The 26,951-nt window shown below is 71.6% G+C and carries 22 protein-coding genes and 5 pseudogenes; 8 read left to right on the forward strand and 19 right to left on the reverse strand.

The genetic code is table 11. The annotated features are described in order from the left end of the window. Positions 1–12 precede the first annotated feature (12 nt). The 3 genes and pseudogenes from ABZV31_RS13050 to ABZV31_RS13060 all read left to right on the forward strand — a co-directional run. Positions 13–750: an FCD domain-containing protein gene (locus tag ABZV31_RS13050; RefSeq protein WP_355892093.1), complete on the forward strand. Its 738-nt coding sequence runs from the start codon at positions 13–15 to the stop codon at positions 748–750. 214 nt (positions 751–964) lie between these two features. Then, a complete protein-coding gene (locus tag ABZV31_RS13055; protein WP_355892095.1) occupies positions 965–1,675 on the forward strand; it encodes a gamma-glutamyl-gamma-aminobutyrate hydrolase family protein in 711 nt (236 codons plus the stop codon). 537 nt (positions 1,676–2,212) lie between these two features. After that, positions 2,213–2,479: pseudogene (locus tag ABZV31_RS13060) on the forward strand (C4-dicarboxylate ABC transporter); the annotation flags it as partial. Here ABZV31_RS13060 and ABZV31_RS13065 read toward each other — a convergent pair. The 4 genes from ABZV31_RS13065 to ABZV31_RS13080 all read right to left on the reverse strand — a co-directional run bounded on the left by ABZV31_RS13065 (position 2,478) and on the right by ABZV31_RS13080 (position 8,240). Continuing rightward, on the reverse strand, positions 2,478–3,197 hold the full coding sequence (locus ABZV31_RS13065; RefSeq protein ID WP_355892098.1) for a helical backbone metal receptor: 720 nt from the start codon (positions 3,195–3,197) through the stop codon (positions 2,478–2,480). The pseudogene ABZV31_RS13060 and the gene ABZV31_RS13065 overlap by 2 nt on opposite strands. After that, positions 3,197–3,763 carry an XRE family transcriptional regulator gene (locus ABZV31_RS13070; protein WP_355892101.1) on the reverse strand — a complete coding sequence of 189 codons (567 nt, stop codon included), beginning with the start codon at positions 3,761–3,763 and terminating at the stop codon, positions 3,197–3,199. Before ABZV31_RS13070 ends, ABZV31_RS13065 begins: the two co-directional genes overlap by 1 nt. Positions 3,764–4,543: 780 nt before the next feature. After that, the gene (locus tag ABZV31_RS13075; RefSeq protein ID WP_355892104.1) at positions 4,544–7,159 is read right to left on the reverse strand and encodes an ABC transporter permease/substrate binding protein; all 2,616 of its coding nucleotides are present in this window, start codon (positions 7,157–7,159) and stop codon (positions 4,544–4,546) included. Next, positions 7,152–8,240 (reverse strand): glycine betaine/L-proline ABC transporter ATP-binding protein, encoded by a 1,089-nt coding sequence (locus ABZV31_RS13080; protein WP_355892107.1) that lies wholly within the window; start codon positions 8,238–8,240, stop codon positions 7,152–7,154. Before ABZV31_RS13080 ends, ABZV31_RS13075 begins: the two co-directional genes overlap by 8 nt. 207 nt (positions 8,241–8,447) lie before the next feature. On the opposite strand from ABZV31_RS13080, the gene ABZV31_RS13085 reads away from it, so the two are divergent. Both ABZV31_RS13085 and ABZV31_RS13090 read left to right on the forward strand, forming a co-directional pair. Beyond that, a complete protein-coding gene (locus ABZV31_RS13085) occupies positions 8,448–9,377 on the forward strand; it encodes a 5'-3' exonuclease (protein ID WP_355892450.1) in 930 nt (309 codons plus the stop codon). Positions 9,378–9,479: 102 nt separating this feature from the next. Next, entirely contained in the window at positions 9,480–10,334 is an 855-nt protein-coding gene (locus ABZV31_RS13090) for a siderophore-interacting protein (protein WP_355892110.1), read from the forward strand. 58 nt (positions 10,335–10,392) lie between these two features. Here ABZV31_RS13090 and ABZV31_RS13095 read toward each other — a convergent pair. Beyond that, a pseudogene (locus ABZV31_RS13095) lies at positions 10,393–10,575 on the reverse strand (ABC transporter permease); the annotation flags it as partial. On the opposite strand from ABZV31_RS13095, the pseudogene ABZV31_RS13100 reads away from it, so the two are divergent. Together ABZV31_RS13100 and ABZV31_RS13105 are read left to right on the forward strand one after the other, a co-directional pair. Beyond that, positions 10,576–11,881 (forward strand): annotated as a pseudogene (locus ABZV31_RS13100) (amino acid permease); the annotation flags it as partial. 18 nt (positions 11,882–11,899) lie between these two features. Next, entirely contained in the window at positions 11,900–12,850 is a 951-nt protein-coding gene (locus tag ABZV31_RS13105) for an RluA family pseudouridine synthase (RefSeq protein WP_355892112.1), read from the forward strand. On the opposite strand, the gene ABZV31_RS13110 is transcribed toward ABZV31_RS13105, so the two are convergent. From ABZV31_RS13110 to ABZV31_RS13135, 6 genes and pseudogenes are all read right to left on the reverse strand, one after another. Continuing rightward, on the reverse strand, positions 12,844–14,379 hold the full coding sequence (locus tag ABZV31_RS13110) for a cytochrome P450 (protein ID WP_355892115.1): 1,536 nt from the start codon (positions 14,377–14,379) through the stop codon (positions 12,844–12,846). The two genes, ABZV31_RS13105 and ABZV31_RS13110, sit on opposite strands and share 7 nt — an antisense overlap. Before the next feature lie 60 nt (positions 14,380–14,439). Then, the gene (locus tag ABZV31_RS13115; protein WP_355892118.1) at positions 14,440–15,060 is read right to left on the reverse strand and encodes an ATP/GTP-binding protein; all 621 of its coding nucleotides are present in this window, start codon (positions 15,058–15,060) and stop codon (positions 14,440–14,442) included. Continuing rightward, positions 15,041–15,448: a DUF742 domain-containing protein gene (locus ABZV31_RS13120; protein ID WP_355892121.1), complete on the reverse strand. Its 408-nt coding sequence runs from the start codon at positions 15,446–15,448 to the stop codon at positions 15,041–15,043. Before ABZV31_RS13120 ends, ABZV31_RS13115 begins: the two co-directional genes overlap by 20 nt. Continuing rightward, entirely contained in the window at positions 15,445–15,852 is a 408-nt protein-coding gene (locus ABZV31_RS13125) for a roadblock/LC7 domain-containing protein (RefSeq protein ID WP_355892124.1), read from the reverse strand. The genes ABZV31_RS13120 and ABZV31_RS13125 overlap by 4 nt, the downstream gene beginning before the upstream one ends. Then, on the reverse strand, positions 15,849–17,462 hold the full coding sequence (locus ABZV31_RS13130) for an ATP-binding protein (protein WP_355892127.1): 1,614 nt from the start codon (positions 17,460–17,462) through the stop codon (positions 15,849–15,851). Before ABZV31_RS13130 ends, ABZV31_RS13125 begins: the two co-directional genes overlap by 4 nt. Before the next feature lie 328 nt (positions 17,463–17,790). Next, positions 17,791–18,314 (reverse strand): annotated as a pseudogene (locus ABZV31_RS13135) (helix-turn-helix domain-containing protein). 9 nt (positions 18,315–18,323) lie between these two features. Here ABZV31_RS13135 and ABZV31_RS13140 point away from each other — a divergent pair. After that, a pseudogene (locus tag ABZV31_RS13140) lies at positions 18,324–19,121 on the forward strand (amidase family protein); the annotation flags it as partial. Between the two features lie 102 nt (positions 19,122–19,223). Here the strand turns inward: ABZV31_RS13140 and ABZV31_RS13145 are convergent. The 8 genes from ABZV31_RS13145 to ABZV31_RS13180 all read right to left on the reverse strand — a co-directional run bounded on the left by ABZV31_RS13145 (position 19,224) and on the right by ABZV31_RS13180 (position 26,862). Next, positions 19,224–22,076, reverse strand: coding sequence for a DEAD/DEAH box helicase (locus tag ABZV31_RS13145; protein ID WP_355892453.1), 2,853 nt, complete (start codon positions 22,074–22,076; stop codon positions 19,224–19,226). Between the two features lie 149 nt (positions 22,077–22,225). Further along, positions 22,226–23,176 (reverse strand): twin-arginine translocase subunit TatC, encoded by a 951-nt coding sequence (tatC, locus tag ABZV31_RS13150; protein ID WP_355892130.1) that lies wholly within the window; start codon positions 23,174–23,176, stop codon positions 22,226–22,228. A 47-nt stretch (positions 23,177–23,223) separates the two neighbouring features. Then, entirely contained in the window at positions 23,224–23,502 is a 279-nt protein-coding gene (tatA, locus tag ABZV31_RS13155) for a Sec-independent protein translocase subunit TatA (protein ID WP_355892133.1), read from the reverse strand. A 259-nt stretch (positions 23,503–23,761) separates the two neighbouring features. Beyond that, a complete protein-coding gene (locus ABZV31_RS13160; RefSeq protein ID WP_355892136.1) occupies positions 23,762–23,956 on the reverse strand; it encodes a hypothetical protein in 195 nt (64 codons plus the stop codon). A 10-nt stretch (positions 23,957–23,966) separates the two neighbouring features. Beyond that, positions 23,967–24,260: a hypothetical protein gene (locus ABZV31_RS13165; protein WP_355892139.1), complete on the reverse strand. Its 294-nt coding sequence runs from the start codon at positions 24,258–24,260 to the stop codon at positions 23,967–23,969. Next, the gene (locus tag ABZV31_RS13170; RefSeq protein ID WP_355892142.1) at positions 24,257–25,327 is read right to left on the reverse strand and encodes a WYL domain-containing protein; all 1,071 of its coding nucleotides are present in this window, start codon (positions 25,325–25,327) and stop codon (positions 24,257–24,259) included. Before ABZV31_RS13170 ends, ABZV31_RS13165 begins: the two co-directional genes overlap by 4 nt. A gap of 18 nt (positions 25,328–25,345) precedes the next feature. Then, the gene (locus ABZV31_RS13175) at positions 25,346–26,299 is read right to left on the reverse strand and encodes a WYL domain-containing protein (RefSeq protein WP_355892145.1); all 954 of its coding nucleotides are present in this window, start codon (positions 26,297–26,299) and stop codon (positions 25,346–25,348) included. Positions 26,300–26,490: 191 nt separating this feature from the next. After that, complete coding sequence (locus ABZV31_RS13180; RefSeq protein WP_355892148.1) at positions 26,491–26,862, reverse strand: FKBP-type peptidyl-prolyl cis-trans isomerase; 372 nt, start codon at positions 26,860–26,862, stop codon at positions 26,491–26,493. Between the last annotated feature and the right edge of the window lie 89 nt (positions 26,863–26,951).

The raw sequence follows: 26,951 nt of genomic DNA on the forward strand, positions 1-26,951 counted from the left end.
GGATGCGGCCGGATGGCGCAGGACACGGGTCCGCAGAGGCTGGACGATCGCCTCACGCCGGTGCTGCGGCCGGTGCGGGCGGGCAACGGCTTCGAGGAGGCGCTCGAGCAGATCCTGCAGGTCGTCCGGCTCGGGCTGGTACCGGCCGGCGAGCGGCTGCCGGCCGAGCGGGAGCTGGCGGAGCGGCTGGGAATCAGCCGGGTGACCCTGCGCGAGGTGCTCAAGGTCCTGCAGGACCAGAAGCTGGTGGAGTCGCGGCGCGGGCGCTACGGCGGAACGTTCGTGCTGCCCCGTCCGGACGCGGGCGGCGAGGACGAGCTGCGGCGCCGGATCGCCGAGGTCGACATCGAGGACGTGCTGCGCTTCCGGGAGGTGCTGGAGGTGGGCGCGGCGGGCCTGTGCGCGGCGCACGGGCTCACCGACGAGCAGGCGGCGCGGCTGCGGGAGGCGCTGGACCGCACGCACGACGCGCCACTGGCCGACTACCGGCGCCTGGACACGTTGCTGCACCTCACACTCGCCGAGCTGTGCGGCTCGCCGTCGCTCACCGCGCAGTACGCCGCGGTACGGGCGACGGTGAACGACCTGCTGGACTGCATCCCGCTGCTCGTGCGCAACCTGGAGCACTCGCAGCGGCAGCACATCGCGCTGGTGGAGGCAGTACTGGACGGCGACGCCGACGGGGCGCGGGAAATGATGCGGGAGCACTGCGCCGGAACGGCGGCGCTGCTGCGGGGCTTTCTGGCGTGACGGCGTCGGGGGTTTCCGGGGCTTCGGACCTCCGGGACTGGGCTCCGCGCTGCTGGGGCTCCAGGCCCCCGGGACTCCGGGACTGACCTCCGGGACTCGGGACTCGGGCTTCCGGGACTGGCGTCCGGGCCTCCAGAACCCCGGCGGGGCTTGCCGCGACAACCGAGGCCCGTAAAGGTATGTTCGTACACCATTGCAGGGCAGGGAGGGCCGTGTGACCGGACGACCGCTGATCGGCATCAGTACGTACCTGGAGGCCGGGGCGCGCTGGGGTGTGTGGGAGCTGGAGGCGGCGCTGCTGCCGGTCGGCTATCCGCGGCTGGTGCAGCGGGCGGGCGGGCTCGCCGCGCTGCTGCCGCCGGACGAGCCGGAGAACGCCGCCGCGGCCGTGGCCCGCCTCGACGGGCTGGTGATCGCGGGCGGCCCGGACGTCGAGCCCGTCCGCTACGGCGCGCGGCCCGACCCCCGTACGGGCCCGCCCGCCCGGGCCCGGGACGCCTGGGAACTCGCGCTGATCGAGGCGGCGTTGGCCGCGCGCGTCCCGCTGCTCGGCATCTGCCGGGGCATGCAACTGCTGAACGTCGCCCTCGGCGGGACCCTCGTCCAGCATCTCGACGGGCACGCGGAGGTGGTCGGCGTCTTCGGCGGTCACCCGGTCAAACCGGTGCCCGGCACGCGGTACGCCGAGGCGGTGCCGGAGGAGATGACCGTCCCGACCTACCACCACCAGGCGGTCGACCGCCTCGGCGAGGGTCTGGTGGCCTCGGCGCACGCGGAGGACGGCACGGTGGAGGCCATCGAGCTGCCGGCCGCCGACTGGGTGCTGGGCGTGCAGTGGCACCCGGAGATGGGCGAGGACCTCCGGGTCATGCGGGGGTTGGTCCGGGCGGCGGCCGCCGGCTCGTCCCGCACGACCGCGTCCTGAGCCCCGGCCCCCCGTGCCCGGGCGAGGGGCTGCGGACAGGTGGGAGGAGAACGGGAGGGAGAAGCTGCGGAGCGGAGCCATCACTGCTGCCGTAGCCCGGCAGGGCAGGGCAGGGGGTGGTCCAGGCGGCGGCTTCCCGGTGACGGGGTGGACGACGGGCGCCCCGAGTGCGCCCCGCGACGGCATCCGTGACGGCGTCGGGGAGTTCCTCCCAGAAGGTACGGACGCCCGTGGCGGGCGGGGCGGCGGGCTCGTGCGCGCCATGGTGCGGGCCGGAACCGGCAGCGCGCGCGCTTTTCCACCGGGCCTCGCCCGCCCCCACCCCGAACGCCGACCGGAGACCCCCGATGCCCGCCGATGCCGCAGATCTGCGGCAGCGACACCGGACACTGTCGGCATTCGAGGAGCGGCACCCCACAGCCGCCCCGCTCCTCAGTCGGCGAGACGGACGGGTGGGTGAGCAGGGAGCACTTCGCCGCACCCCGGCCCCGCGTCCCCGCCGTCCGCCACCTCGGACCCAACTGGTACGCCGCCGTCATGGGCACCGCCGCCGTCGCCACGGCGGGAGCCGCACTCCCGGTGCGCGGCCCCGGACTGCGCACCGCCTGCGCCGCCGTCCGGGCCCTGTCTTTCGTCCTGCTGGTGGCCCTCCTCGCCGCTCGCACCGTGCACTGGACGCACCATCGCGACCAGGCCCGCGCCCGCCTCCTCGACCCGGCCACGGCCCCGTTCCACGGGCTGTCTCGCCATGGCCCTGCTGGCCGTCGGCGGCGGGGCGCCCCGGCCGTCGGACGGGAACTGGTCAGCGGCGCGCTGCTCGCAGTGCCTCGCCCAACACCCGCGGCGCCTCGGCCAGTGACGGCCCGTACCACGTCAGGTGCCGTCCGCTGACCAGCGCGCACGGCAGTCCGGGGAAGGCCTCCGGGCCGTCGACGGCGGTGAAGCGGTACGGCTCGTCCGGCAGGACGACGACGTCCGGGGCCGCCGCCCGCAGCTCTTCCAGCGGGATGCGGGGGTAGCGCTCGGCGTGGTCCGCATACAGGTGGTCGACGCCGAGGCGGGACAGCACATCGCCCGCGAAGGTGTCCCGGCCGAGCACCATCCAGGGCCGCCGCCAGATCGGCACGACTGCGGTCGTACGCCCCTGAGGTGCCGGCAGCGACGACCAGGCCGCCTCCACCTCGTCCAGCCACCGCGGCCGTGCCGTCACCCCGCACGCGTCCAGCACCCGCGCCAGTTCCCGGAAGGCCTGCGGCACGTCGCGCACCTCGGTCACCAGCACCTCGACGCCCGCCGCGCGCAGCGCGTCGAGGTCGGGCGTGCGGTTCTCCTCCTCGTTGGCGACGACCAGGTCGGGGGCGAGGGCGACGATCCGGTCGGCCTTGGGGTTCTTGGTGCCGCCGACGCGGACGACGTCGAGGTCCGCCGGGTGGGTGCACCAGTCCGTGGCGCCGACCAGGACGCCGGGCCGCGACACCGCCACCGCCTCCGTGAGCGAGGGCACCAGGGAGACGACCCGCATCAGCGCGACCGGTCCTGCACCGCCTCGATGTGTTCGGCCACCGCGACCACGATCACACGCGTGTCCGGCACGGTCGCCCGCCAGCGGTGGCGCACTCCGCCGGTCAGGTACATGGTGTCGCCGCGCACGAGCCGGTAGGCGCGGCCCTCCGCCTCGATCTCCACCGCGCCGTCGGCGACGTACATCAACTCGTCGTTGCGGTGCTGGAATTCACGGCCCGCGTCGTGGTCACCGGTGAACTCGGAGGCGTGCAACTGGTGGTGACCGCGTACCAGCGAGCGCACCCGGGGTTCGGGCTCCAGCTCGGTGGCCTCGGCGCGCACGACGTCGACGCTGCACGCCGGGTCGGCCGCCGCCAGCAGCTCGACTGCGGTGGTGCGCAGGGCGTCGGCGACCTTTTCGAGGGAGCTTCTGCTGGGACGGGCCCGGTCGTTCTCGATCTGGCTCAGGAAGGGGACCGACAGGCCGCTGCGCTCGGCCACGACTGCGAGGGTGAGCTCCAGCGCGCGGCGGCGCCGCCGCACGGCCGCGCCCACTCGAAGTGGCTGCTCTTTGTGGTCGCCCATCGCTCCGGCTCCTTCCTTCGCTCGTCGGTCCGCTGCCCGTGTGCCCGGCTCCGGGCGCACTTCTTCTGATGAGTTCTCTGCACCCTACGCATGTTCGGCAAACCGTTTCATGCGGCCGTCACTTCCCCGTCACCTCGCGGGGCCTGCGACCTCACAGATCGCGCCAGTGGATCAGCGTCCGTGCCTCACCGGGCGCGACGTCCTCCCGGGGACGAAGCGGCAGATCAGGCGTGGAGACCGGCACGGCGGGGCAGGGGACGGCACCCTGCCGCCGCCGGAATACGGGACCCCAGGCGACAATCCCACGCCGCCCGAACACGGGACCCCAGGCAGCCGGCCCGCGCCGCCCGAACACGGGACCCCAGGCGACAATCCCACGCCGCCCGAACACGGGACCCCAGGCGACAATCCCACGCCGCCCGAACACGGGACCCCAGGCAGCCGGCCCGCGCCGCCCGAACACGGGACCCCAGGCAGCCGGCCCGCGCCGCCCGAACACGGGACCCCAGGCAGCCGGCCCGCGCCGTCGCGGCGTCGCGGGCGCGCGTCCGCGTATGCGGGTTGCGCCGCCCGCCCCGGCCCTCGGTCGGAGTGCGCGGTGAGCTCGGGCGTGGGCATGGCCCTGCGTGGTTGGCCGGATCCTTGCCGTAAGTGGAAGCATGCTCCCCGGGCCGGTGCGCACCGGGGCAGCACCGCGGACATGACCCGAGGGGCGGGCCGCACCCACGCGGTCAGGAGGCGTGGGAAGGCCCGCCCCTCGGGCGGCGGTCGGCGCAGCGGCTACTGCGGCGTCATCCGGTCGACCATGTCCGGGTGCTTCTTCAGCCAGGCGTCGACCGCTTCCTCCTCGTGCCCCTGGCCGCGCTTGTTGATCTCGCTCTCCAGGCTGCCGAGCTCGTCCTCGCTCATCCTGAAGTTCTTGATCCACTTCGTGACCTGCGGGTACTGCTCCGGGAACTTCTCGCTGGAGATGGTGCGGATCGTGTTGCCCTCGCCGAAGAGCTTCTTGTCGTCCTTCAGCCTGGTGAGGTCGTACTCGCTGTACGCCCAGTGCGGCGACCAGAGGACGACCGCGACGGGCTCCTTCTTGGCGTAGGCGCGCTTGAGCTCGGCCAGCATCGCCGGCGTGGAGCCGTCGACGACCTTGTACTCCTTGTCCAGGCCGTAGCCGGGCAGGACCTTGTTCTTGAGCAGGTTCATTTCGCCGGTACCCGGTTCGATGCCGATGATCTTCCCGCCGAAGGTGCCCGCCTTACCCTTGAGGTCCTCGAGGGACTTGACGTCCTTGACGTACGAAGGCACGGCGACTTCCAGCGAGGTCGGCCGGTACCAGGTGCCCAGGTCCCTGAGTGAGTCCTTGCTCTTGTCCCAGTAGTTCTTCTGGGCGTAGGGCAGCCAGGCGTCGAAGTTGAGGTCGATGTCGCCGGAGGCCAGGCCGGTGTAGACCGGGCCCACGTCCATCTGCCTCAGGTTCAGCCGGTAGCCGCGCCGCGCCAGGACGTTCTTCCACAGGTAGGTGACGGCGACGTCCTCGTCCCAGGGGAACCATGCGACGTCCAGGGCGCGCTTCGCCTCGGCCGGGTGCGAGCCGGAGCCGCCCTGCACCGGGGCCAGCTTGTCGACGATCCCCGGGTTGTCCTTCAGCCAGGCGCGCACGGCGTCCTGCTGCCTGCCCTTGCCCGCCTTGTTGATCTCGGCTTCGAGGCTGGTGAGCTGCTTCTCGCTCACCCTGAAGTTCTTCAGCCACTTGCCGACGACGGGGTTGTCGTCCGCGAAGCCCTTGCGGGCCAGCGTGTGCACGCCGTCGCCCTTGCCCCAGGCGCCCTTGGGGTCCTTCAGCTTCTTCAGGTCGTAGTCGTTGTACGCCCAGTGCGGCGACCAGAGCGTGACGACGATCGGTTCCTTCTTGCTGTAGGCGCGCTTGAGCTCGGCCAGCATCGCGGGCGTGGAGCTGTCGACGACCTTGTACTCCTTGTCCAGGCCGTACTCCTTGAGCACCTTGCTCTTGAGCAGGGCCATCTCGCCGGCGCTGGACTCGATGCCGGTGATCTTCCCGCCGAAGGTGCCGGCCCTGCCCTTGAGGTCGGCCAGGGAGTCGACGCCCTTCATGTACGACGGCACGCTCAGCTCCAGGGAGGTGGGGCCGTACCAGGAGCCGAGGTCGTCGAGCTGCTTGCCGTACTTCTTCCAGTACTGCGCGTGGGTGGTCGGCAGCCAGGAGTCGGTCTCGAAGTCGACGGTGCCCTGCGCGAGAGAGGTGTAGAGCGGTCCGGCGTCGAACTGCTTGGCCTCCACGTGGAAGCCGCGCTGTTCGAGGATCTCCTTCCACAGGTAGGTGGAGGCGACGCCCTCGTCCCAGGGGATGTAGCCGATGGTGATCTTCTTGCCGCCGCCGACGTCCTTGCCGTCGGCCACGGCCGCGGAGCCGTCGTGGCCGCCGAAGACACCCATGCCGCCCGCCACGAGTGCGAGGATGACGACCCCGATCACGGCGACTGTCGGGCGGGGCCGGTACGACCAGATCTTCATGCCCTGCGCGGCGCGCGCCTTCGCGGCGGCGCGGCGGCCGAGCGGGGAGACCTGGGTGCCCAGGGCGCTGGTCATGCGGTCGAGGTAGATCGCGAGGATCACGATGGCGATACCGGCCTCGGAACCGAGGCCGACGTTGAGCTGGCCGATGGCCTCGTTGACGTCGCCGCCGAGGCCGCCGGTGCCGACCATGCCGGCGATCGCGGCCATGGACAGGCCGAGCATGATGACCTGGTTCACACCGGCCATGACGGTGGGCAGTGCCAACGGCAGCTGGACGCGCAGCAGCGTGTTGCGGGGCGTGGTGCCGAACGCGGCGGCGGCCTCGACCAGTTCCTTGTCGACCTGGCGGATGCCCAGCTCCGTCATCCGCACGCCCGGGGCGAGCGCGAAGATCAGCGTGGCGACGATGCCCGCCGAGGCGCCCGTCCCGAAGAACAGGATGGCCGGGATGAGGTAGATCATCGCGGGCAGCGTCTGCATGAAGTCCAGGACCGGCCGGACCAACCCGCTGACCCGGTTGGAGCGCGCCGCCCAGATGCCGACCGGCACCGAGACGACGAGCGCGATGATCGTCGCGACGAGGACGAGCGACAGCGTCACCATCGCGTCCTCCCACAGCTGGAGGGAGTCGATGAAGGCGAATCCCACGAAGGTGAGGACACCGGCGAAGGTGCCGCGCAGCCAGAAGGCGAGCACGGCGAAGATGCCCCCGAGGAGCAGTGGTTCGGGCGCCTGGAGGACGGCGTCGATGCCGTCGTAGGCTCCGGTGAACACGGTCTTGAAGAAGTCGAAGAGCCAGGCCATGTGGTCGAGCAGCCAGTCGACCGTGGTGTTGACCCAGTCGCCGAGCGGAATCCTAGGCACGGGCCACCACCTTCTCGCCGCCCTTGTCCCGCGGGGTGTCGCAGGTTCCGGGGGTGGCCTGCTCGTCGCCGAGGAAGCCGACGAGGCGTTGTCGCGGGACGACCCCGACGAGTGCGCGCTGCGCGTCGAGCACCGCGACGGGATGGGGCACCCGGGCACTGATCGCGCACAGCTCGGTGAACGGCGTGTCGGGCGTTGCGGTCTCGCAACCGCAGTCGGCCTCGTCACCGCGTACGTTCCGGTCCATGACCGAGCCCGCGGTGAGCACGCGGGAGCGGTCGACGTCCTGGGTGAAGGACGCGACGTACTCGCCCGCGGGGCGGAGCAGGATGTCCTCCGCGGTGCCGGTCTGCACGATGCGGCCGTCGCGCATGACGGCGATGCGGTCGCCCAGGCGCATGGCTTCGTTGAGGTCGTGGGTGATGAAGACGATCGTCTTCCTCAGGGTCTGCTGCAGCTGCAGGAGCTGGTCCTGCATGTCGCGGCGGATCAGCGGGTCCAGCGCGCTGAAGGACTCGTCCATCAGCAGCAGGTCGGCGTCGGTGGCGAGGGCGCGGGCCAGGCCCACGCGCTGCTGCATGCCGCCGGAGAGCTCGTCGGGCCAGGACTTCTCCCAGCCGGCCAGGCCGCACAGGGCGAGCGCCTCGCCGGCGCGACGCTCGCGCTCGGCGCGGGGCACGCCCTGCACTTCAAGGCCGTAGGCGGCGTTCTCGCGGACGCTGCGGTGCGGGAAGAGCGCGAAGTGCTGGAAGACCATACTGATCTTCTTCGAGCGGACCTCGCGCAGTTCGCGGTCGCTGAGCGCGGTCAGGTCCTGGCCGTCGAAGCGGACGTGACCCGCGGTCGGCTCCAGCAGCCCGTTGAGCATCCGCAGCAGTGTGGACTTGCCGGAGCCGGACAGACCCATGACGACGAAGATCTCGCCGGGCTCCACCGTGAAGGAGGCGTCGATCACGGCGGCGGTGGTGCCTTCGGCGCGCAGCTCCTCCCGGTCGGCTCCCCGCCGGAGTCTTTCCACTGCCTCGTCCGGTCGTCTGCCGAACACCTTGTACAGATGCTCGGCCTCAAGCCTGGATGACACGCGTACCTCTCATCTCGGCGGCCAGGAACGGATGCGGAGGGCCGCTGACAGTTGAAGTCTGCAACTACCTTCGCTCCGAGGCGGCGCCTGCCCAGGTGTCTCCTGGTCAAACGCATCAGTGGCCCGGTTCACACACACCGCTCACGGGTACCGCACAGAACGTCCGCGTTCGTGCCGGACGGGTGACTGTCGGTACCGTGCGGCATGATGCGAGGCGTGACCGGACGACTAATGCTCCTCGACACCGCCTCCCTGTACTTCCGCGCCTACTTCGGCGTCCCGGAGTCGATCAGGGCCCCGGACGGCACGCCGGTGAACGCCGTGCGCGGGCTGCTCGACTTCATCGACCGCCTGGTCAAGGACCACCGGCCCGATCACCTGGTGGCGTGCATGGACGCGGACTGGCGGCCGCGGTGGCGGGTCGAGCTCATCCCCTCCTACAAGGCGCACCGCGTCGCCGAGGAGCACGAGACGGGCCCGGACGAGGAGGAGGTGCCGGACACGCTTTCCCCGCAGGTCCCGGTCATCGAGGCCGTCCTCGACGCCGTCGGGATCGCGCGCGTGGGCGTCGCGGGGTACGAGGCGGACGACGTGATCGGCACGTTCACCGCGCGGGCCAAGGGCCCGGTCGACATCGTCACCGGCGACCGGGACCTGTACCAGTTGGTGGACGACGCACGCGGGGTGCGCGTGCTGTACCCGGTCAAGGGCGTCGGCACGCTGCAGGCCACCGACGAGGCGGCGTTGCGCGCGAAGTATGGGGTCGACGGCAGCGGGTACGCGGATCTGGCGCTGCTGCGCGGCGACCCCAGCGACGGACTGCCGGGCGTGCCCGGCATCGGGGAGAAGACGGCGGCCAGACTGCTCGCCGAGTTCGGCGACCTGGCCGGGATCATGGCGGCCGTCGACGACCCGAAGTCCAAGCTGACGCCATCGCAGCGCAAGCGGCTCGACGAGGCGCGGCCGTACCTCGCGGTGGCGCCGAAGGTCGTGCGCGTTGCGGCCGACGTCCCGCTGCCGGACGTCGACACGACGCTGCCCCGCACCCCGCGCGATCCGGCGGCGCTGGAGGAGCTGGCGACCCGCTGGGGACTGGGGGGTTCCCTGCAGCGGCTGCTCACCACGCTCGGGACGTGACGATTCCGCCGACGCGCGCTCATGAAGTCTTCATGGGAGAGGTGTTAACTGAGGGAAGGTGCTAACTTAGGTAAGCCTAAGCACGGGACCAGGGAGGCCGTCATGGCAGAACGTCCGGCGCGCAAGCCGCGAAAGGCTCACTCCGCGCAGGTCGTCCGCACCGAACGGCTGACCCCGCGCATGCAGCGCGTGGTGCTCGGTGGCGAGGGCCTGGCCGGCTTCTCGGCCGACACGTGCACGGACCACTATGTGAAGCTGCTGTTCCCGGCCGAGGGCGTCACCTACCCCGAGCCCTTCGACATGCAGCGGATCCGCGAGGAGTTCCCGCGCGAGCAGTGGCCGGTGACCCGGACGTACACCGTGCGCGCCTGGGACCCCGAACACCGTGAACTGACCCTGGACTTCGTCGTCCACGGCGACGAGGGCCTGGCGGGACCGTGGTCGCTGCGGGTCCAACCGGGCGAGACCGTGCGGTTCATGGGCCCCGGCGGCGCCTACGCCCCGGACGCGGCCGCCGACTGGCATCTGCTCGCCGGTGACGAGAGCGCCCTGCCCGCGATCGCCCGCTCCCTGGAGGCGCTGCCCGAGGGCGCCACGGCCCACGCCTTCATCGAGGTCGCCGACCCGGAGGAGGAACAGAAGATCGACTCCGACGTGGCGGTGGTCTGGCTGCACCGCGGGGACCGGCCGATCGGCCAGGCGCTGGTGGAGGCCGTACGGGCGCTGGAGTTCCCCGAGGGCCGGGTGCACGCCTTCGTGCACGGCGAGGCCGGTTTCGTGAAGGAGCTGCGCCGGCTGCTGCGGGTCGAGCACGCCGTCCCGCGCGAGGACCTGTCGATCTCCGGTTACTGGCGGCTCGGCCACGACGAGGACGGCTGGCAGGCCTCCAAGCGGGAGTGGAACGCGCGCGTCGATGCGGAGCAGGAGGGCGCGGCGAGCGCGGCGCCGGCCGCATGAGCCGAGCGAAGCGGCGGCACCTCGAAGGGTGCCGCCGCTTTCGCGTGCTCACACCGACCCGCTGGTACGACCGGAACGTCCGGATCGACAGCCACACCGCGACCACCGCAAGACCCACAAGAGCAACACCCCGGCTGAGCACGACGCCCCAGTCGGGGTGCTCGGACATCGCCGAACGGCCCGCCACCATCGCCCAGTTGCACGGGTTGAAGTCGGCGATGTGCCGCATCCAGGAGGGCATCTCGCCGCCTGTTTCGCGGAGCTGGCCGCGCGCTATCCGATCTCGGGCGCCATCCACCAGTGGTCGTCGCGGCTGACGAACGCCACCTTCGGCTGGTTCGCCGACTGGATCATGGTGATCGGGCAGATCGTGGTGGTCGCCGCGGCCGCGCTGGCGCTGCAGATGGTGCTGCCGGCGCTCTGGTCGGGCTTCCAGCTGGTGGGCGGGGATCCCTCGCCCACGTCGCCGGATGGCGCGGCCAACGCGGCGGTCCTCGGCGTGATCCTGCTGGTGCTGACCACCCTGGTGAACCTCGTGGACAACCGCGTGATGTCCGTGATCAACCGGATCGGCGTCACTGCCGAGATCATCGGAGCGGTCCTGATCATCCTGCTGCTGCTCAGCCACTCCGAGCGCTCCCCCGGCATCACCTTCCACACCACGGGCGGCGCCGGCACCGGCCTGTTCGGCGCGCTGCTCGTCGGCTCCTTCACGGCGGCGTACGTGATGATCGGCCTCGACAGCGCGGGCGAGATGAGCGAGGAGACCCACCACCCGCGGCGCACCGCGCCCCGCACGATCCTGACCGCGCTCGGCGCGGCCGGTCTGCTCGGCGGCCTGGTCATCCTCCGCGGCCTGGTCGCCGCGCCCAGCCTCACCGACGGGCACCCGGCGGTCGAGGGACTCAGTTACGTGCTCACCAGCAGCCTGGGCGACGGGGTCGGCCGCGTGCTGCTGGCCGACGTGGTGGTGGCGATCGCTGTGGCGACGCTCGCGATCCAGACGGCGGCCTGCCGGATGCTGTTCTCCATGGCCCACGACGGGCAGCTGCCCTTCGCCCGCCGCCTCGCCCGGGTCAACCCGCGCACCGGCATGCCCGGCGCCCCCGCCGTGGTGGTCGGCGTGCTCGCGGCGGCCCTGCTGCTGCTCAACTTCGCCTCCCCCGATGCGTTCCTGGCCATCGGCACCACCTGCATCGTGATGTGCTGTACCTGGCGTACGCGATGGTGACCGGTCCGCTGCTGGTGCGCCGCCTGCGCGGCGAGTTCACCGCGCAGGGCACCGACGAGACGGGCGCCCCCTCTTCTCGCTGGGCCGCTGGGGCGGCCCGGTCAACGCCCTCGCCCTGCTCTACGGCCTGCTCGTGACGGTCAACCTCGCCTGGCCGCGCGCGGCTGTGTACGACCCGGCGGGCGGGCACTGGTACTTCCAGTGGTTCACGGTGCTGTTCCTCGGGGTGACGGTCGCGGCGGGGGCGGCCTACCGGACATACAAGGCGCGTACGGCGGTGGTGGAGGCGCAGGCCCCGAAAGCGGTTCCGGCGTAGCGCCTACGCTTGGCGCTGATGAGACGCAAGACCCGCACCCCGCCCTCTCCCCTGCCCCAGCGCCACGGGGTGGACCCGGTGCGGGTGCGGCTGCCCGTCGACGGGCCGTGGGCCACCGTGCGCGAGCATCTGGTGGAGCGGCTGTCGGGAGCGGGGCCCGGGGCGGTCGAGGCGATGCTCGACGCGGGGCACATCGTCCGGGCCGACGGGCGGGCCGTGGCGCCCGACGCGCCGTACGAGCCGGGGATGTACGTGTGGTTCCATCGGGAGCTGCCCGACGAGGTGCCCGTGCCGTTCCCGCTGGAGGTCGTCCACCGCGACGAGCACCTCGTCGTCGTCGACAAGCCGCACTTCCTCGCCACCACCCCGCGCGGCGCGCACGTCGCCGAGACGGCGCTGGCGCGGCTGCGGCGGGAGCTGGGGATCCCGACGCTCACCGCCGCGCACCGCCTCGACCGGCTCACCGCGGGGCTGGTGCTGTTCACGGTGCGGCCCGAGGAGCGCGGCGTGTACCAGACGCTGTTCCGCGACCGGCGGGTGCGCAAGGAGTACGAGGCCGTGGCGCCGTACGACCCTGCCCTCGCCCTGCCGCGGACGGTGCGCAGCCGGATCGTGAAGGAGCGCGGAGTGCTGACCGCCCGGGAGGTGGCGGGCGAGCCGAACGCGGTCACCCGGGTGGAGCTGGTCGAGCACCGTGCGGACGGGCTCGCGCGGTACCGGCTGGTGCCCGGCACCGGGCAGACGCACCAGCTGCGGGTGCACATGAACGCACTGGGCGTGCCGATCCTCGGCGATCCGCTCTATCCGGTGGTGACCGGCCCCGTGCCGGCCGGTGACTTCCGGCGTCCGCTGCAACTGCTGGCGCGGGCGCTGGAGTTCACCGACCCGGTCACGGGGGCGGAGCACCGGTTCCGGAGCGGGCGGACCCTCCAGGCCTGGTCCTCCTACGGAGAGTGGGCCGGTCAGTAGCCGCGCCACCAGCGCAGGAAGCGCTGCCAGGCGCCCTCGGGGCGGGCCGCCCCGGCGCCGGCTGCGCCGGCCGGTGCCACCTCGGGCTGCTGCGTCGCCGTCGGCTGCGGTTTGGGGGTGCCTCCCTGCTCGGGCGAGGCCGGGGGCTCAGAGGAGGACGCGGAGGCGGACTTGGGCGGGGTGGTGCCGACCTCCCAGGTGACGCGCTGCTGTGGCACCGGAACGGGGGCGTGGCTCGGCTTCGCCGTCACGTCCTGCGGCGGCCTCGGCGTGAACCGCACCGGCAGCTCCACCAGGTGACGCGAGGCGATCGACTCCGTCCAGCGCAGCTCCTCCTCGTCGCAGTCGAGCTGGACGTCCGGCAGCCGCATCAGCAGCGCGTCGACGCCGACGTCGGCGATGGCGCGGCCGATGTCCTGGCCGGGGCACTCATGCGGGCCGCCGCCGAAGGCGAGGTGGGACCGGTTGCCCTGCATGTCGGCCGAGAGGTCGGGGCGGACCCGCGGGTCGACGTTGCCCGGCGCGATGCCGAACAGCAGCCCGTCACCCTTGCGGATGCGCTGGCCGCCCAGTTCCGTCTCCTGCTTGGCGAAGTAGCCGAGGACGGTGCCGAACGGCGGCTCGTCCCACAGTGACTGCTCGACCGCCTCCGGCACGGTCATCTGCCCGCCGTTGAGCTGGGCGCGGAAGCCCGGCTCGGTGAGCACCCGGCGCAGCACGTTGGCGAGGAGGTTGGCGGTGGCCTCGTAGGCGGCGATGAGGACGACCCGCAGGTGCTGGCCGATCTCGTCGTCGGTCAGCCGGGCCGGGTGGTTGATGAGGTGACTGGTGAAGTCCTCCTCGGGCCGGGCACGGCGTCGGGCGGCGAGCCGCAGCAGGCAGCCCATGATGTACTCGTTGCTGGCGATGGCGGTCTCGGTGCCCTTGAGCATGTCGCGGGCGGCCTGCACGATGCGGTCGTTGTACTCCTCGGGCATGCCGAGGACCTCGCACATCACCGCCATCGGCAGGTGCTCGGCGAACTGGTCGACGAGGTCAGCGCGGCCGTCCTCGCAGAACCGGTTGACGAGGCGCTGGCTGGAGCGGCCGATGTGGCGGCGCAGGCCGCGGTGGTCGATGGTCGACATGGCGCCGGTGACCGCGCCGCGCAGCCGCTTGTGCTCGTCGCCCTCGGCGTGGGAGCAGATGGGCTGCCAGGCGATGTGCGGCATGAGCGGGTGGTCGGGCTTGACCATGCCGTCCTTGAGCGGGGTCCAGATGCGGCTGTCCCGGGTGTACTGGGAGGGCGTGCGCACCATGTGCAGGTTCTCGGTGTGGCCGAGGACCACCCACATCGGCACGTCGTCGTGGAGCAGCACGGGCGCCACCGGGCCGTGCTGCGCACGGAGTTTCTCGTACAGCGCTTCAAGGTCCTCCGCCTCGTACAGCCGGTGCAGTCCCCCGGGCCCGATGCCGTGCGCCGGGCAGCCGGGGGGCGGGTCGAGGGTGAGGTCGTCCGGACCGGTCAGGGAGTGGGGTTCAGGCGTCACAGTGGTCGCTTTCGGGACAGAAGTGAATGCGGGGTGAGTCGGGGGCGGTGCGGCCGGAGGTCAGGTGAGCGAGCCCGTCATGGCGAGGGAGTGCAGGAAGCGCATCAGGGTCATCAGGACGTCCCGGCTGGAGGCCCGGCGGCGCACGTCGCACTCGACCATCGGGATCTCCTCGGCCAGGTCGAGCGCCGTGCGCAGCTCCGAGATCGCGTAACGGGGCGCGTCCGGGAAGGAGTTGACAGCGACGACGAAGGGCACGCCGCGCTCCTCCAGCCGCCCGATGACGTCGAAGCTGACCTCCAGACGGCAGGTGTCGACCAGGACGACCGCGCCGAGCGCGCCCTCGAACAGCCCGTTCCACAGGAACCAGAAGCGCTCCTGGCCGGGGGTGCCGAAGAGGTAGAGCACCAGCTGGTCCGTAATGCTGATGCGGCCGAAGTCCATCGCCACGGTGGTGGCCGTCTTGGACTCGGAGCCGTAGTTGTCGTCCACCCCGATGCCGGCCTGTGTCATGGTCTCCTCGGTGGTCAGCGGCCTGATCTCGCTGACCGAGCCGACCATGGTCGTCTTGCCGACCCCGAAACCACCGACGACGACGATCTTCACCGCGGCCTGGGCCGTGTGCGGCAGATGGTCCTCCGTCCGTGGACCGGGGATGGTGTCAGAGCCTTTGAAGTCCATGCATCACCGCTTCGAGGAGGGAACGGTCGGGAACCGCCTGGCGGACGATCGGGGCGCGCGCCTGTACCAGTTCGGCCGTGAGCAGCTCGGTGAGCAGGACGGTCATCGCGCTGAACGGCAGGTTGAGGTAGGCCGACAGCTCGGCCACGGACAGGGGGGCCGTGCAGAGCCGGAGCAGCGCCGCCTGTTCCGGCGTGGCGGACGGCGGTGGATCGGCGCGCGCCACGATCAGCGTCACCAGGTCGAGGGCGGCGCGGGCACCGTCCTCGGCCGCGCCGGCAACCACGTACAGTCGCTCGGGGTTCTTCTCCTCGCCCTGCTTGACGGGTTTCGGGGGCGGCGTCGGTTCGTGCTTGGGGTAGCGCCTCTGGCGTCGCGGAGGAGTCATACGGTCTGCCCGTTCCGCCGGGGCGGACTGGTCAGATGGGCGCCGATGCGGACCACGAGGTCACGCATGCGGTTGCCCATGAGGCCGGGTTCGGTCCGCACGTCGGCGAGCACCGCGAGGTAGGCGTTGGCGCCGGCGGACATGAGGTAGAAGTAGCCACCGTTGATCTCGATGATGACCAGCTTCATCCGGCCGTCGCTGTCCGGGATCTCGATGGCGACGGCGCTCGCGAGGCTCTGCAGTCCCGCGCAGGCCGCGGCGACCCGGTCGGCTGTGTCCGGGTCGCCGCCGTAGCGGGCGATGCGCAGTCCGTCGGCCGAGAGCACCACGATCATCTCGATGCCCGGTACGCCGTCGTGGAGCTCCTTGAGCATCCAGTCGAAGTTGGCTCGCTGCTGGATCACTTGAGGTCCCCCTCGTCGTCGGCCTCGCCGCCGGCCGGCTTGTTGATCAGGTGGGTGAATGCGGTCGGGTCCTGCGTGAACGCGGTCGGGTCCGGTCCGGGGTTGTCGCGTTTGAGTCCGTCCCAGAAGGCCTCGACCCACAGCCCCGGTTCGGGTTCCTTCTCCTTCGGCTCGGGTTCGGGTTCGGGCGCGCCCCAGACGGACCGGCCCTCCCGTTCGGCGCGCTCGGCGGCGGCCTGCTCGGCGATGCGCTGGCTCAGCGGGGTCTTGACCCGGCTGCGGCGCTGCGGCAGACCGTTCGCCGTCCACTCGGTGACCTCGGGGACGTCGTCCTCCATGGACACCGAGGTGGGGATGCGCGGGCTGGTGGGGCGGCGGCGCTTGGGCGCGCGCTTGGGGCCCTCCAGCGCGCCGGGTTCGGGCTTGGGGATGGCGGTGGCGCCGATGCCGTGGGCGAGTCCGGGGGCGGGCTCGGTGGTCATCATGTCGCTCGGCACGACGAGGACGGCGCGGACACCGCCGTACGCGGAGGCCCGCAGGGAGACCTGCATGTTGTACGTCGAGCACAGCCGGCCCACGACGGCCAGGCCCAGACGGGGGCTCTCGCCGAGTTCCTGCAGGTCGACGCCGGCCTTGGCGCGCTCCAGCATGGTCTCGATCCGGGTGCGGGCCTCCTCGCTGAGGCTGACGCCGCCGTCCTCGATCTCGATGGCGACGCCGGTCTGCACCTCGACTGCGGTGACGTGCACCTTGGTCTGCGGCGGCGAGTAGCGGGTGGCGTTGTCGAGGAGTTCGGCCGCGGCGTGGATGACCGGCTCGACGTGGGTGCCCTTGATGTTGACCTTGGCGATGGAGTGCAGCTCGATGCGGCGGTACTCCAGGATGCGGGACATGGCGCCGCGCAGCACGCTGTAGAGGGTGACCGGGTTGGGCCACTGGCGTCCGGGGCGTCCACCGCCGAGGACGGAGATGGAGTCGGCCAGGCGGCCGATCAGCGCGGTGCCGTGGTCGATGCGCAGCAGGTCGTCGAAGACCTCGGGGCTGCGGCCGTGGTCCTCCTCCATCTCCCGGAGTTCCTTGGCCTGTTGGTGCACGATCGCCTGGACGCGCCGGGCGATGCTGACGAAGGAGCGCTCCGTGGAGTCACGCAGGGCCTCTTCCTGGTCCACGATCTTCAGCATCGTCCGCACCACCGAACGCTGCGACTCGGGAATCTGACGCCGCTCGGGGTCGGCGTCGATGACGTCGCGCATCACCTCCATGGGTGAATTGCCGCAGCGCAGTTGGTGGAGCGCGGCGGGGATGATCTCCGATCCGAGGCGGACGATCTCCTCGTCGTGGGCGGCGATGCGCCGCTCCAGATACGCGGTGTGACGGGCGTGTTCCGCCCGCTGGTCCTGGATGGTGCGTCCGCGGCGCACCGCTTCGGCGGCCGTGGCGAGCACCAGCAGCGTGGCGACGGCGCCACAGCAACCGACGGCGAGGCGGGCCGAGTCCGTCACCAAGGCGACGGCGGCTCCGGTCGCCGCCGCCATCAGCATGGCCGGCAGCAACAGCACGCGCGTGTAAGGAAGTTCACGGCCACCGGGGGGCGATTGAACACTCACCATGTAAGCCCTCTGAGACGAATCGGCTGGGGTTCGGGGGAGCTTGCCGGGGGTATGTCATGGAACTGTCTGGATTTTCGGCATTTTTGGGAACAAGCGCACGAATACATCTCAACTCGGTGCGCCGCGGGCGAGCTTAGTCCGACCGGATCATCGCCATGTCATATTCAGCAAGCACCTGAATCGGGGGCGCCACAGGAGTACGCTCGGCCCCATTTGCACGCTCAGGCTCTGTTCGCACACGGCGTGTCACGACGTACGGGCGTGCGAGGAACACTCACCGTGACGGGTGAACGAGTGGTGCCGCTCCGGGGGGCCGCCGTGACCCGGCTCAGGTCCCCGCGATGCGCAGGGCCGCGTCGGCGGTGGCCCGGGCGAACTCCGCGACGGGCCGCTCGGGGTCGGAGCGGTGGACGAGGATGACGCCCTCGATGAGCCCGAAGACCAGGTCGGTGCGCAGGTCTCGCCGGCTCTTGGCGAGCGCGCCGCCCGCGGCCGTCGCGGCGAGCAACTGCCGGTAGGCGTCCTTGAGTTCGGCCCGCACGGCGTGGAACCCGCAAACCGCTCGGCGCGCACCTCGGGCAGCAGGTAGAGCCCGCCGAGGTTGTGCGGTCCGCCGCACAGCAGCTCCACGTCGGTGCGGCACAGTTCCCACAGCCGGTCCTCGGCCGGGGTCGTGTCGTCGGCGAGCAGTTCCCGGGCGTACGTCAGGGAGGGCGTGACCGTGGACTCCAGCAGCGCGGCGAGCAACTCCTCCTTGCCGGTGACGTAGTGGTACATCGACGCCTGCCGCATCCCTGCGCGCTCGGCGATGGCCCGGGTGGTGGTCGCGGCGTACCCGCGCGTGGTGAACAATTCCGCGGCGACCGTGAGTACACCGCCGTGGGGAGCTTTGTCGACAAGGTGATCTCCGAGGGCGGCGAGGGGCTCGGCCCGATCGTCGCCGGCATCATCACCCGCGCCCGTGAGATCCCGGCCCACCAGCTCTTCGCCGATCAGGACCGCCTGGCCGGCCTGCGCGCCCGCGCCCTCGCCGAACTGGCCGACGCGGACGCCCTGCTGCTCCCGACCACGCCGGGCCACTCCGCCCTCGCCGAAGTGGCCGCCGACCCGCTGGGGGCGAACGCCCGCCTGGGCCGCTTCACCCACTCCACGAACCTCTTCGACCTGGCCGCGGTCGCCGTCCCGGCGGGCGAGGTGAACGGCCTGCCCTTCGGCGTGATGCTGATCGGCCCGGCGTTCACGGACGAACGGCTGGCCCGGATCGCCCGCGCCCTGGAGCCGGAGACGAGCCTCGCGGTGGTCGGCGCGCATCTGACGGGCCAGCCCCTCAACCGGCAGCTCCTCGCCCTGGGCGCCCGCCTCGGGCGTACGACCGCGACGGCCCCCGTCTACCGCCTGCACGCCCTGCCGACGACCCCGCCGAAGCCCGGCCCGGTCCACGTCGGCGAGGGCGGCGCCGCGATCGAGACGGAGGTCTGGCGCCTCCCGGCGGAGGGCCTGGGCCGCCTGCTGGCCACGCTCCCCCGCCCCATGACGCTGGGCAGCGTGGAACTGGCCGACGGCACCCGGGTCCCCGGCTTCCTGTGCGAGCCCGGCGCCCTCACGGGGTCGCAGGACATCTCGTCGTACGGGGGCTGGCGGGCGCATCCGAACCGCTGAGTGGGACAGCGCGCCCCAAAGGGGCGCGGGTAACTGCGCGACCGGCCGAACACCAGCCGCAGCCGCCGACCCACCTGCCGAACCGAGCTCTCAGGCGCAGGGTCAGCCCACCGACGAGTAGGCCACAACCCCCCGCAACAGCCCGTCCACCGCCTTACGGGCGTTCTTCGCGACTGTCGAACCCTCCGTGGGAGCGGCGGCCGCGATCTGGCCGAGGACGTCGATGACCTGCTTGCACCAGCGCACGAAGTCGCCGGCCGGCATCTCCGCCTCGCGCAGCACCTCGTCGAGGCCCTTGCCGGACGCCCACATGTACGCGGCCCAGGCGAAGCCGAGGTCGGGCTCGCGCTGGCCGACGCCCTCGGTCTGCTTGATGCGGAACTCCTCCTCCAGGGCGTCCAGGCGGCCCCAGATCCTGACCATCTCGCCGAGCGCCGCCTTCGCCTTGCCCGAGGGCAGCTTGGGCGCCATGGCGTCGTCGCCGACCCGCGCCTCGTACACCAACGCGGACACGCACGCGGCGAGTTCGGCCGGGGCGAGTCCCTCCCAGACGCGCTCGCGCAGACACTCGCTGGCGAGCAGGTCCAGTTCGCCGTACAGCCGCGCCAGCCGCTTGCCGTGCTCGGTCACTTCGTTGCCCCGCAGGTAGTCGAGCTCGGTCAGGAGCGCGACGATGCGGTCGAAGGTGCGGGCGATGGTGTTGGTACGGCCCTCGATGCGGTGCTCCAGCTGCTTGGTGTCGCGCAGCAGCCGGTAGTAGCGCTCGGCCCAGCGGGCGTGGTCCTCACGGTCGTTGCACCCGTGGCAGGGGTGGGCGCGGAGCGCGGCGCGCAGCCGGGCGATCTCGCGGTCGTCGGCCGCCTGGGACCGCCCCTTGCGGTGCCGCTCCGGCGGGATGTGCCCGGCCTTGGTGCGCAGCGCGGAGGCGAGGTCCCGGCGGGACTGCGGCGAGCGCGGGTTGAAGGACTTCGGGATCCGCATCCGCTCCAGCGGCTCGACGGGCACCGGGAAGTCGATGAACGCAAGCCGCTTGACCTGCCGCTCGGCGGTCAGCACCAGCGGGCGCGGGCCGTCGTGGTACTCCAGGCCGCGGTGGCCGCCCACGCGGCCGGCCGGCAGGCCCGGGTCCAGGACCAGCGCCAGGCCCGCGTACTTGCCGGTGGGGACGTGGATGACGTCTCCGGGCTTGAGCTTCTCCAGGGCGACGGCGGCCTCGGCGCGCCGCTGGGCGGCGCCCTGCCGGGCCAGCTCGGTCTCGCGGTCCTTGAGTTCGCGGCGCAGCCGCGCGTACTCCTCGAAGTCGCCGAGGTGGCAGGTCATGGAGGCCTTGTAGCCCTCCAGTCCCTCCTCGTTGCGCTGCACCTGCCGGGAGATCCCGACGACCGACTTATCGGCCTGGAACTGCGCGAAGGACGTCTCCAGCAGCTCGCGCGAGCGGTGCCGGCCGAACTGCTCGACCAGGTTGACCGCCATGTTGTACGACGGCTTGAAGCTGGAGCGCAGCGGGTACGTGCGTGTGCCGGCCAGACCCGCCAGGTGCTCGGGGTTCATGCCGCGCTGCCACAGCACCACCGCATGGCCCTCGACGTCGATGCCGCGCCGGCCGGCCCGGCCGGTCAGCTGCGTGTACTCGCCGGGGGTGATGTCGGCGTGCTGCTCGCCGTTCCACTTGACGAGCTTTTCCAACACCACGGAGCGGGCGGGCATGTTGATGCCGAGCGCGAGGGTCTCGGTGGCGAAGACCGCCTTCACCAGGCCGCGGACGAACAGCTCCTCGACGACCTCCTTGAACGTCGGCAGCATGCCCGCGTGGTGGGCGGCGATACCGCGCTCCAGGCCCTCCAGCCACTCGTAGTAGCCGAGGACGTGCAGGTCCTCCGGCGGGATGGAGGCGGTGCGCTCCTCGACGAGGGCGCGGACCCGTTCGCGTGCCTCCTCGTCGTTGAGCCTGAGGCCCGCGTACAGGCACTGCTGGACGGCGGCCTCGCAGGCGGCGCGGCTGAAGATGAACGTGATCGCGGGCAGCAGGCCCTCGGCGTCGAGCCGCTCGATGACCTCGGGACGGCTCGGCGTCCAGATCCGGGAGCGCTGTCTGCGCTCGCGCTCGCGCTCGGCCTCGCGCATGGCGCGGCCGCGCCGGCGGTCCATGGACGACGGGCGGCTGGCCTCCATGCGGGCCATGCGCATGAGGTCGGGGTTGACCGCCTTCTTGTGGCCCTCGCCCTCCTCGAACAGGTCGTACATCCGGCGCCCGGCGAGCACGTGCTGGAACAGCGGCACGGGCCGGTGCTCGGAGACGATCACCTCCGTGTCGCCGCGGACCGTGTCGAGCCAGTCGCCGAACTCCTCGGCGTTCGACACGGTCGCCGACAGGGACACCAGGGTCACGGATTCGGGGAGGTGGATGATCACTTCCTCCCAGACGGCGCCGCGGAAGCGGTCGGAGAGGTAGTGCACCTCGTCCATGACCACGTAGCCGAGGCCGAGGAGGGTCTGGGAGCCGGCGTACAGCATGTTCCGCAGCACCTCTGTGGTCATCACGACCACCGGGGCGTCGGGGTTGATGCTGTTGTCGCCGGTGAGGAGGCCGACCTTGCCGCTGCCGTAGCGACGGCACAGGTCGGAGTACTTCTGGTTCGACAGTGCCTTGATGGGGGTCGTGTAGAAGCACTTCCTGCCCTGCTGGAGGGCGAGGTGGACGGCGAACTCGCCCACGATCGTCTTACCGGAGCCGGTGGGCGCGGCGACCAGCACGCCCTTCCCCGCCTCGAGTGCCTGGCAGGCCTCGATCTGGAAGGGGTCGAGGCCGAAGTCGTACATCTCGCGGAAGGAGGCGAGCGCGGTGGCCTGCTCGGCAGCGCGCCTGCGGGCTGCAGCGTACCGCTCGGCCGGTGAGAGGTCCTGAGTCATCGTGCTTTCGAGCGTACCGGGCCGCACTGACAACAGGACGATCATTGTGCGGATCGGCGGCCCGGGGGTGCGCCCGGCCGGGCGGGACGACAAGAGGTGCCTCCGTCGTCAGGACGGGGCACCTCTCACGTGTTTCTTACGTGTACCCGGGGCCGGGAACCGGTTTCTTACGGTGCCCGGGGGCCGGGAACCGGTCAGGTGACGTCGTCGTAGCCGTTGACCCGGTCCGTGCTCGCCTGCTCCGGCAGGGCGGGGCCGGCGGTGACGGGCTCGATGTCGCCGATGTCCTCGGGCGTGAGGTCGAGGTCGGAGGCCTCGTCGTCGGCGGGGCCCTCCTCCTCGCGGCGGCGCCTGCGGCGGTCGTTGAGCAGCGAGAAGGCGACCGCGCCGAAGTACAGCACCCAGATCGGTCCGGCGAGCGCCAGCATGGAGAGGGGGTCGGTGCTGGGCGTGGCGACGGCCGCGAAGACCGTGATGCCCAGGATCATGCCGCGCCACCAGCCGAGCATGCGCCTGCCGCTGAGCACCCCGCTCAGGTTGAGCATGATCAGCAGCAGGGGCAGCTCGAAGGAGAGCCCGAAGACGATCACCATGCGCGTGACGAGCTGGAGCAGGTCGTCGAGCGGCAGCAGGTTGTCGACGCCGTTCGGAGTGAAGTCGATGAGCACCTTCGCCGTGGTGGGCAGCACCTTGTAGGCGAAGAAGGCACCGCCGAGGAAGAGCGGGACACCCGTGCCGACGAAGGCGTAGGCGTACTTCCTCTCGTGCCTGTGCAGACCCGGGGCGACGAACGCCCACAGCTGGTAGAGCCAGATCGGCGAGGCGAAGACGACGCCGGCCATCAGCGAGACCTGCAGGGCCAGCGTGAAGGGGGCGAGCAGACCGTTGATCGTGATCCGCGCGCACTGGTGCGCGTGGTCGTGCGCCTTCGCCAGCTCTTCGAAGGTCCTCCCACAGCCGACCGAGTCGAGGATCGGCTTGGTGAGGAAGTTGATGACGTCGTTGTAGAAGAAGGCGGCGACGATCGTCACCACGACGATGGCCAGCATCGCCTTCGCGAGCCGGTTGCGGAGCTCACGAAGGTGATCCGCAAGGGGCATCCGCCCCTCCGGATCCTTCTCCTTCTTGCGGGCAGGCTTGAGCAACCCACGTCCTCATCTCGTGCGGCAGGCCGGAGGTGTCCGGCCGTGCGTCAGCGCTTGGTCGTGTCCGTCGGCTCGTTGACCGGGCGCGAGCTCGTCACGTCACCGGGGGCGGCCTGGATGGTGCGCTGCGCGGGGGGCTCCTCGTTGCTGCCGGACGCCGGGGCGGAGGTGTGGTCCTCCTCCTTCATCGCCTTGGCCTCACTCTTGAGGATGCGCGCGGACTTGCCGAGCGAGCGGGCGATGTCCGGAAGCTTCTTCGCGCCGAACAGCAGGACGATGACGACGAGGATGAGAATGATCTCGGGGGCTCCGAGCCTTCCGAACATAAGTCTTTACCTTCTCACCGAGGCGGCTGGGTGGGATGCTGTCCGACCAGTCGGACATTTGTCCGATCGATCGTGCTGGCAGCGATCGTAACGCTCAGGGGTGAACGCGAAGCAATCCCCGTGCGTACTCCCGTCCGCGGCCCGGGCCTCGTTTTCCGGGCCGCGACCAGCAGCGTACCTGTCCGAAGCGGCAACTTGACAGGGCGAAGTGGTCCAAAGCGCATGCCGCGCAGGACTCACAGGACTTCCTCAGCGGCACTCACAGCGACTCCACGGACCGGGCCGCGCTCACGGTCGCCCGCTCCAGATCCTCGGCCGCCCTGTTGATACGGCGCGCCGACTCGGAGACCTGCTTCCCGAGCCGTTGCGCCTCCACGAAGACCCGGACGGCGAGCACGCCGAGGACGGCGAGACCCAGGAAACCCGCGGCTACCGCGAACATCGGCCAGAACATGACCCCGAGCCTAGAGGGTGGAGTGCAGCCGCAGGGTCCTGACCCCACCGCCGGTGAGCAGCTCCACGATCCGCTCGCCGGCGGGCTTGCGCACCGACGCACCACAGTCGGGGCAGGTGAAGGAGTAGAAGGTGGTTCGGCTGGTGGCGCCGATGGCGAGGCGCAGCGCGCTCGCGGCGAGCTCGAAGCGACCCCGGCAGTCGGGGCAGCCCGCCCGGAACACCACCGGAGCCACGCTCCTCATCCCGGAGAAAGCGGCCGCCACCGACATCCCCCGCACACCAGACGTCGCCGACTCGCTCAAAGCCCCTGCTCCTGCCTGTCGTACAGCCCGTCGTGAACCGAGTGCTTTCCCCGGGCGCCCTGTGCCGTGACGTCCTCGGCGGCCTCGATGCCGTCGTACGCCGCCAGGGCCTCGCGCGCCGCCTGCCGGGCGCTGTCGACCAGCTCACGCGGCGCGACGATCCGCCCGTCGCGCCCGAGCCGCAGGGCCAGGCGCCGCAGCGACGCCGGATCGGGGGTGCGCAGAGTAATACGCAGCCCGCCGTCGGGAAGCTCATCCGCGCTGTCGTGGGGGTAGTACTCGGCGACCCAGCGGCCGCCCGGGCCGACCTCGACGATGACCTCCGGGTCCTCGGCGGCCGGCTGGACCAGCGCCTCCGACAGGTCACGCAGTTCCATCTCGGGCGGCGCCGACGGCTCGTCGAGGATCCTGATCTCAGCGACCCGGTCGAGCCGAAAGGTGCGGCGCGCCTCGGAGCGGCGGCACCAGGCCTCCACATACGTGTGGCCGACGCTGACCAGGCGGATGGGGTCGATCTCGCGCTCGGTGACCTCGTCGCGCGCGGGCGAGTAGTAGCGGATCCACAGGCGGCGGCGCTCGGAGATCGCCCGGTCGACGTCCGCGAAGACGCCGCCCTCGGACTCGAAGGTCACCGACAGCCGGGAGCTGGCGCCGGCCGCCTCTCCGGCCGCGGCCTCCACCTTGGCCGTCGCCCGCAGCAGGGCCTGGCGGTCGCTCTCGCGCAGACCGGGCAGCGTGGCCACGGCGCGGGCGGCCACCAGCAGGGCGGTCGCCTCGTCGGCGGCCAGGCGCAGCGGCTCGGCTGCTTCTGCCCCGAGGGCAGCGGGGTTGTGCCACCAGATGCGCTCGCCGTCGGTGTCGATGTCGAGCAGGTCGCCCCCGCGGAAGCTGGTGCCGCACATGGGCAGCACGTCGAGGTCGGAGACCAGCTCGTCCTCGGTGATGCCGAAGGCGCGCGCGACGTCCTCGACCCGGGCACCGGGGCGCTCCCTGAGATACGTCACCAGGGAGAGCATCCGCCGGGTCTGGTCGATGGCGTTGACGGGCCTGACCGGTTTGCCTGCCACTGTGTTGCTCGCTCCCCCTCAGCCCTTGGCCACGGCACGCAGCCGGTCCACCACGTCGGCCCGCAGCTCTGCGGGCTCGAGGACCACCACGTCGGGACCGAACTCCACCAGCCAGGCGTCCAGCCCGTGCCCGTACGGAATCTCCAACTCGTCCCAGCCGTCGCCGAGTTCCCGTACCGAGGTGGCCTTCACCCGAAGGGGGTACCCCGCGCCCGCGCGCAGCCGGATCCGCGCGGAGCGGTCGGCGGTCTCGCCCGCCCAGCTGGCGACGGTCTCACGGACGGTGACGACGTCGGGGACGGGGGCAGTGAAGCCGGCTCCCCGGGTGCGGACCTTGCCGGTGATCCGGGACAGCCGGAAGACGCGCTCGGCGCCGCGGTCGCGGTCCCAGCCGGCCAGGTACCAGTGGCCCCGCCAGCACTCCAGCGCCCAGGGCTCGACGTGCCGGGTCTCCGGGTGGGCGGCGGTGCCCTTGCGGTAGTCGAAGACGACCGGGCGGCGGTCGCGGCAGGCGAGCATCAGCGGCTCGAAGGCGGCCTCGTGCACCGGGATGCGCGGCTCCAGGGCGCCGTGGGCCTCGTACGGGTCGACGTCCTCGGGCAGTCCGGCCGCGCGCAGCTTCTGCAGGGCGCCACTGGCCGCGCCGGCGAGGCGGGCCTGCTGCCACACCTTGGCGGCGAGGCCCAGGGCGGCGGCCTCTTCGGCGTCGAGGGTGATGGGCGGGAGGCGGTTGCTGTCGCGACGGGCCAGGTAGCCGACCTCGCCGTCGAGGTTCTCGACGGTCTCGATGACCAGCCCGAGCTCGCGCAGATCATCCTTGTCCCGCTCGAACATGCGGTTGAAGGAGTCGTCACTCCCGGCTTCGAGGTAGGCCTCGATGGACTCCCGCAGCTCGCGCTTGCTGAGCGGCCGCCGAGTCCCGAGCAGACACAGCGCCAGGTTCATCAGCCGCTCGGCCTTGGCAATGGCCATCGACGCCCTTCGCCTTCCTTATGGTGCTTACGACCGATGACCGTACCTCTCCGGAGCGGGGCGGCAAAAGCCGAGGGCCCATGCCCGAACAGGCATGGGCCCCAGGTGATCGGATCCGGTCGGACGCCGTACGGAGTCCGTAGGGCGATCGGGCCGCGACCCGATCCTCTGAATCCGCTGGACGACGAGGATCAGACCGCGACCAGGTCGCAGACGAAGATCAGCGTCTCACCGGGCTTGATGCGGCCGCCGGCGCCGCGGTCGCCGTAGGCGAGGTGCGGGGGGATGATCAGCTGGCGACGGCCCCCGACCTTCATGCCCTGCACGCCCCGGTCCCAGCCGGCGATGACCTGGCCGACGCCCAGCTGGAAGCGGAGCGGCGTGCCGCGGTTCCAGGACGCGTCGAACTCCTCGCCGGTGGAGAAAGCCACGCCGACGTAGTGGACGGAGACGGTGTCGCCCGCCTTGGCCTCCGGACCGTCGCCCTCCCAGATGTCCTTGATCTCGAGGTCCGCCGGGGGCTCACCGCCCGGGAAGTCGATCTCGGGCTTCTCGATGCTCACGACTTAAGCTCCTGCTCGTCTACGACAAGACAACGCGGACAGTCTTGCATCCCCGGCGGGGTCGCGCCTGCGGCGGGAGGACGCGCCGC

Source organism: Streptomyces sp. NPDC005202 (genome assembly GCF_040608235.1).
Classification (GTDB): Bacteria; Actinomycetota; Actinomycetes; order Streptomycetales; family Streptomycetaceae; genus Streptomyces.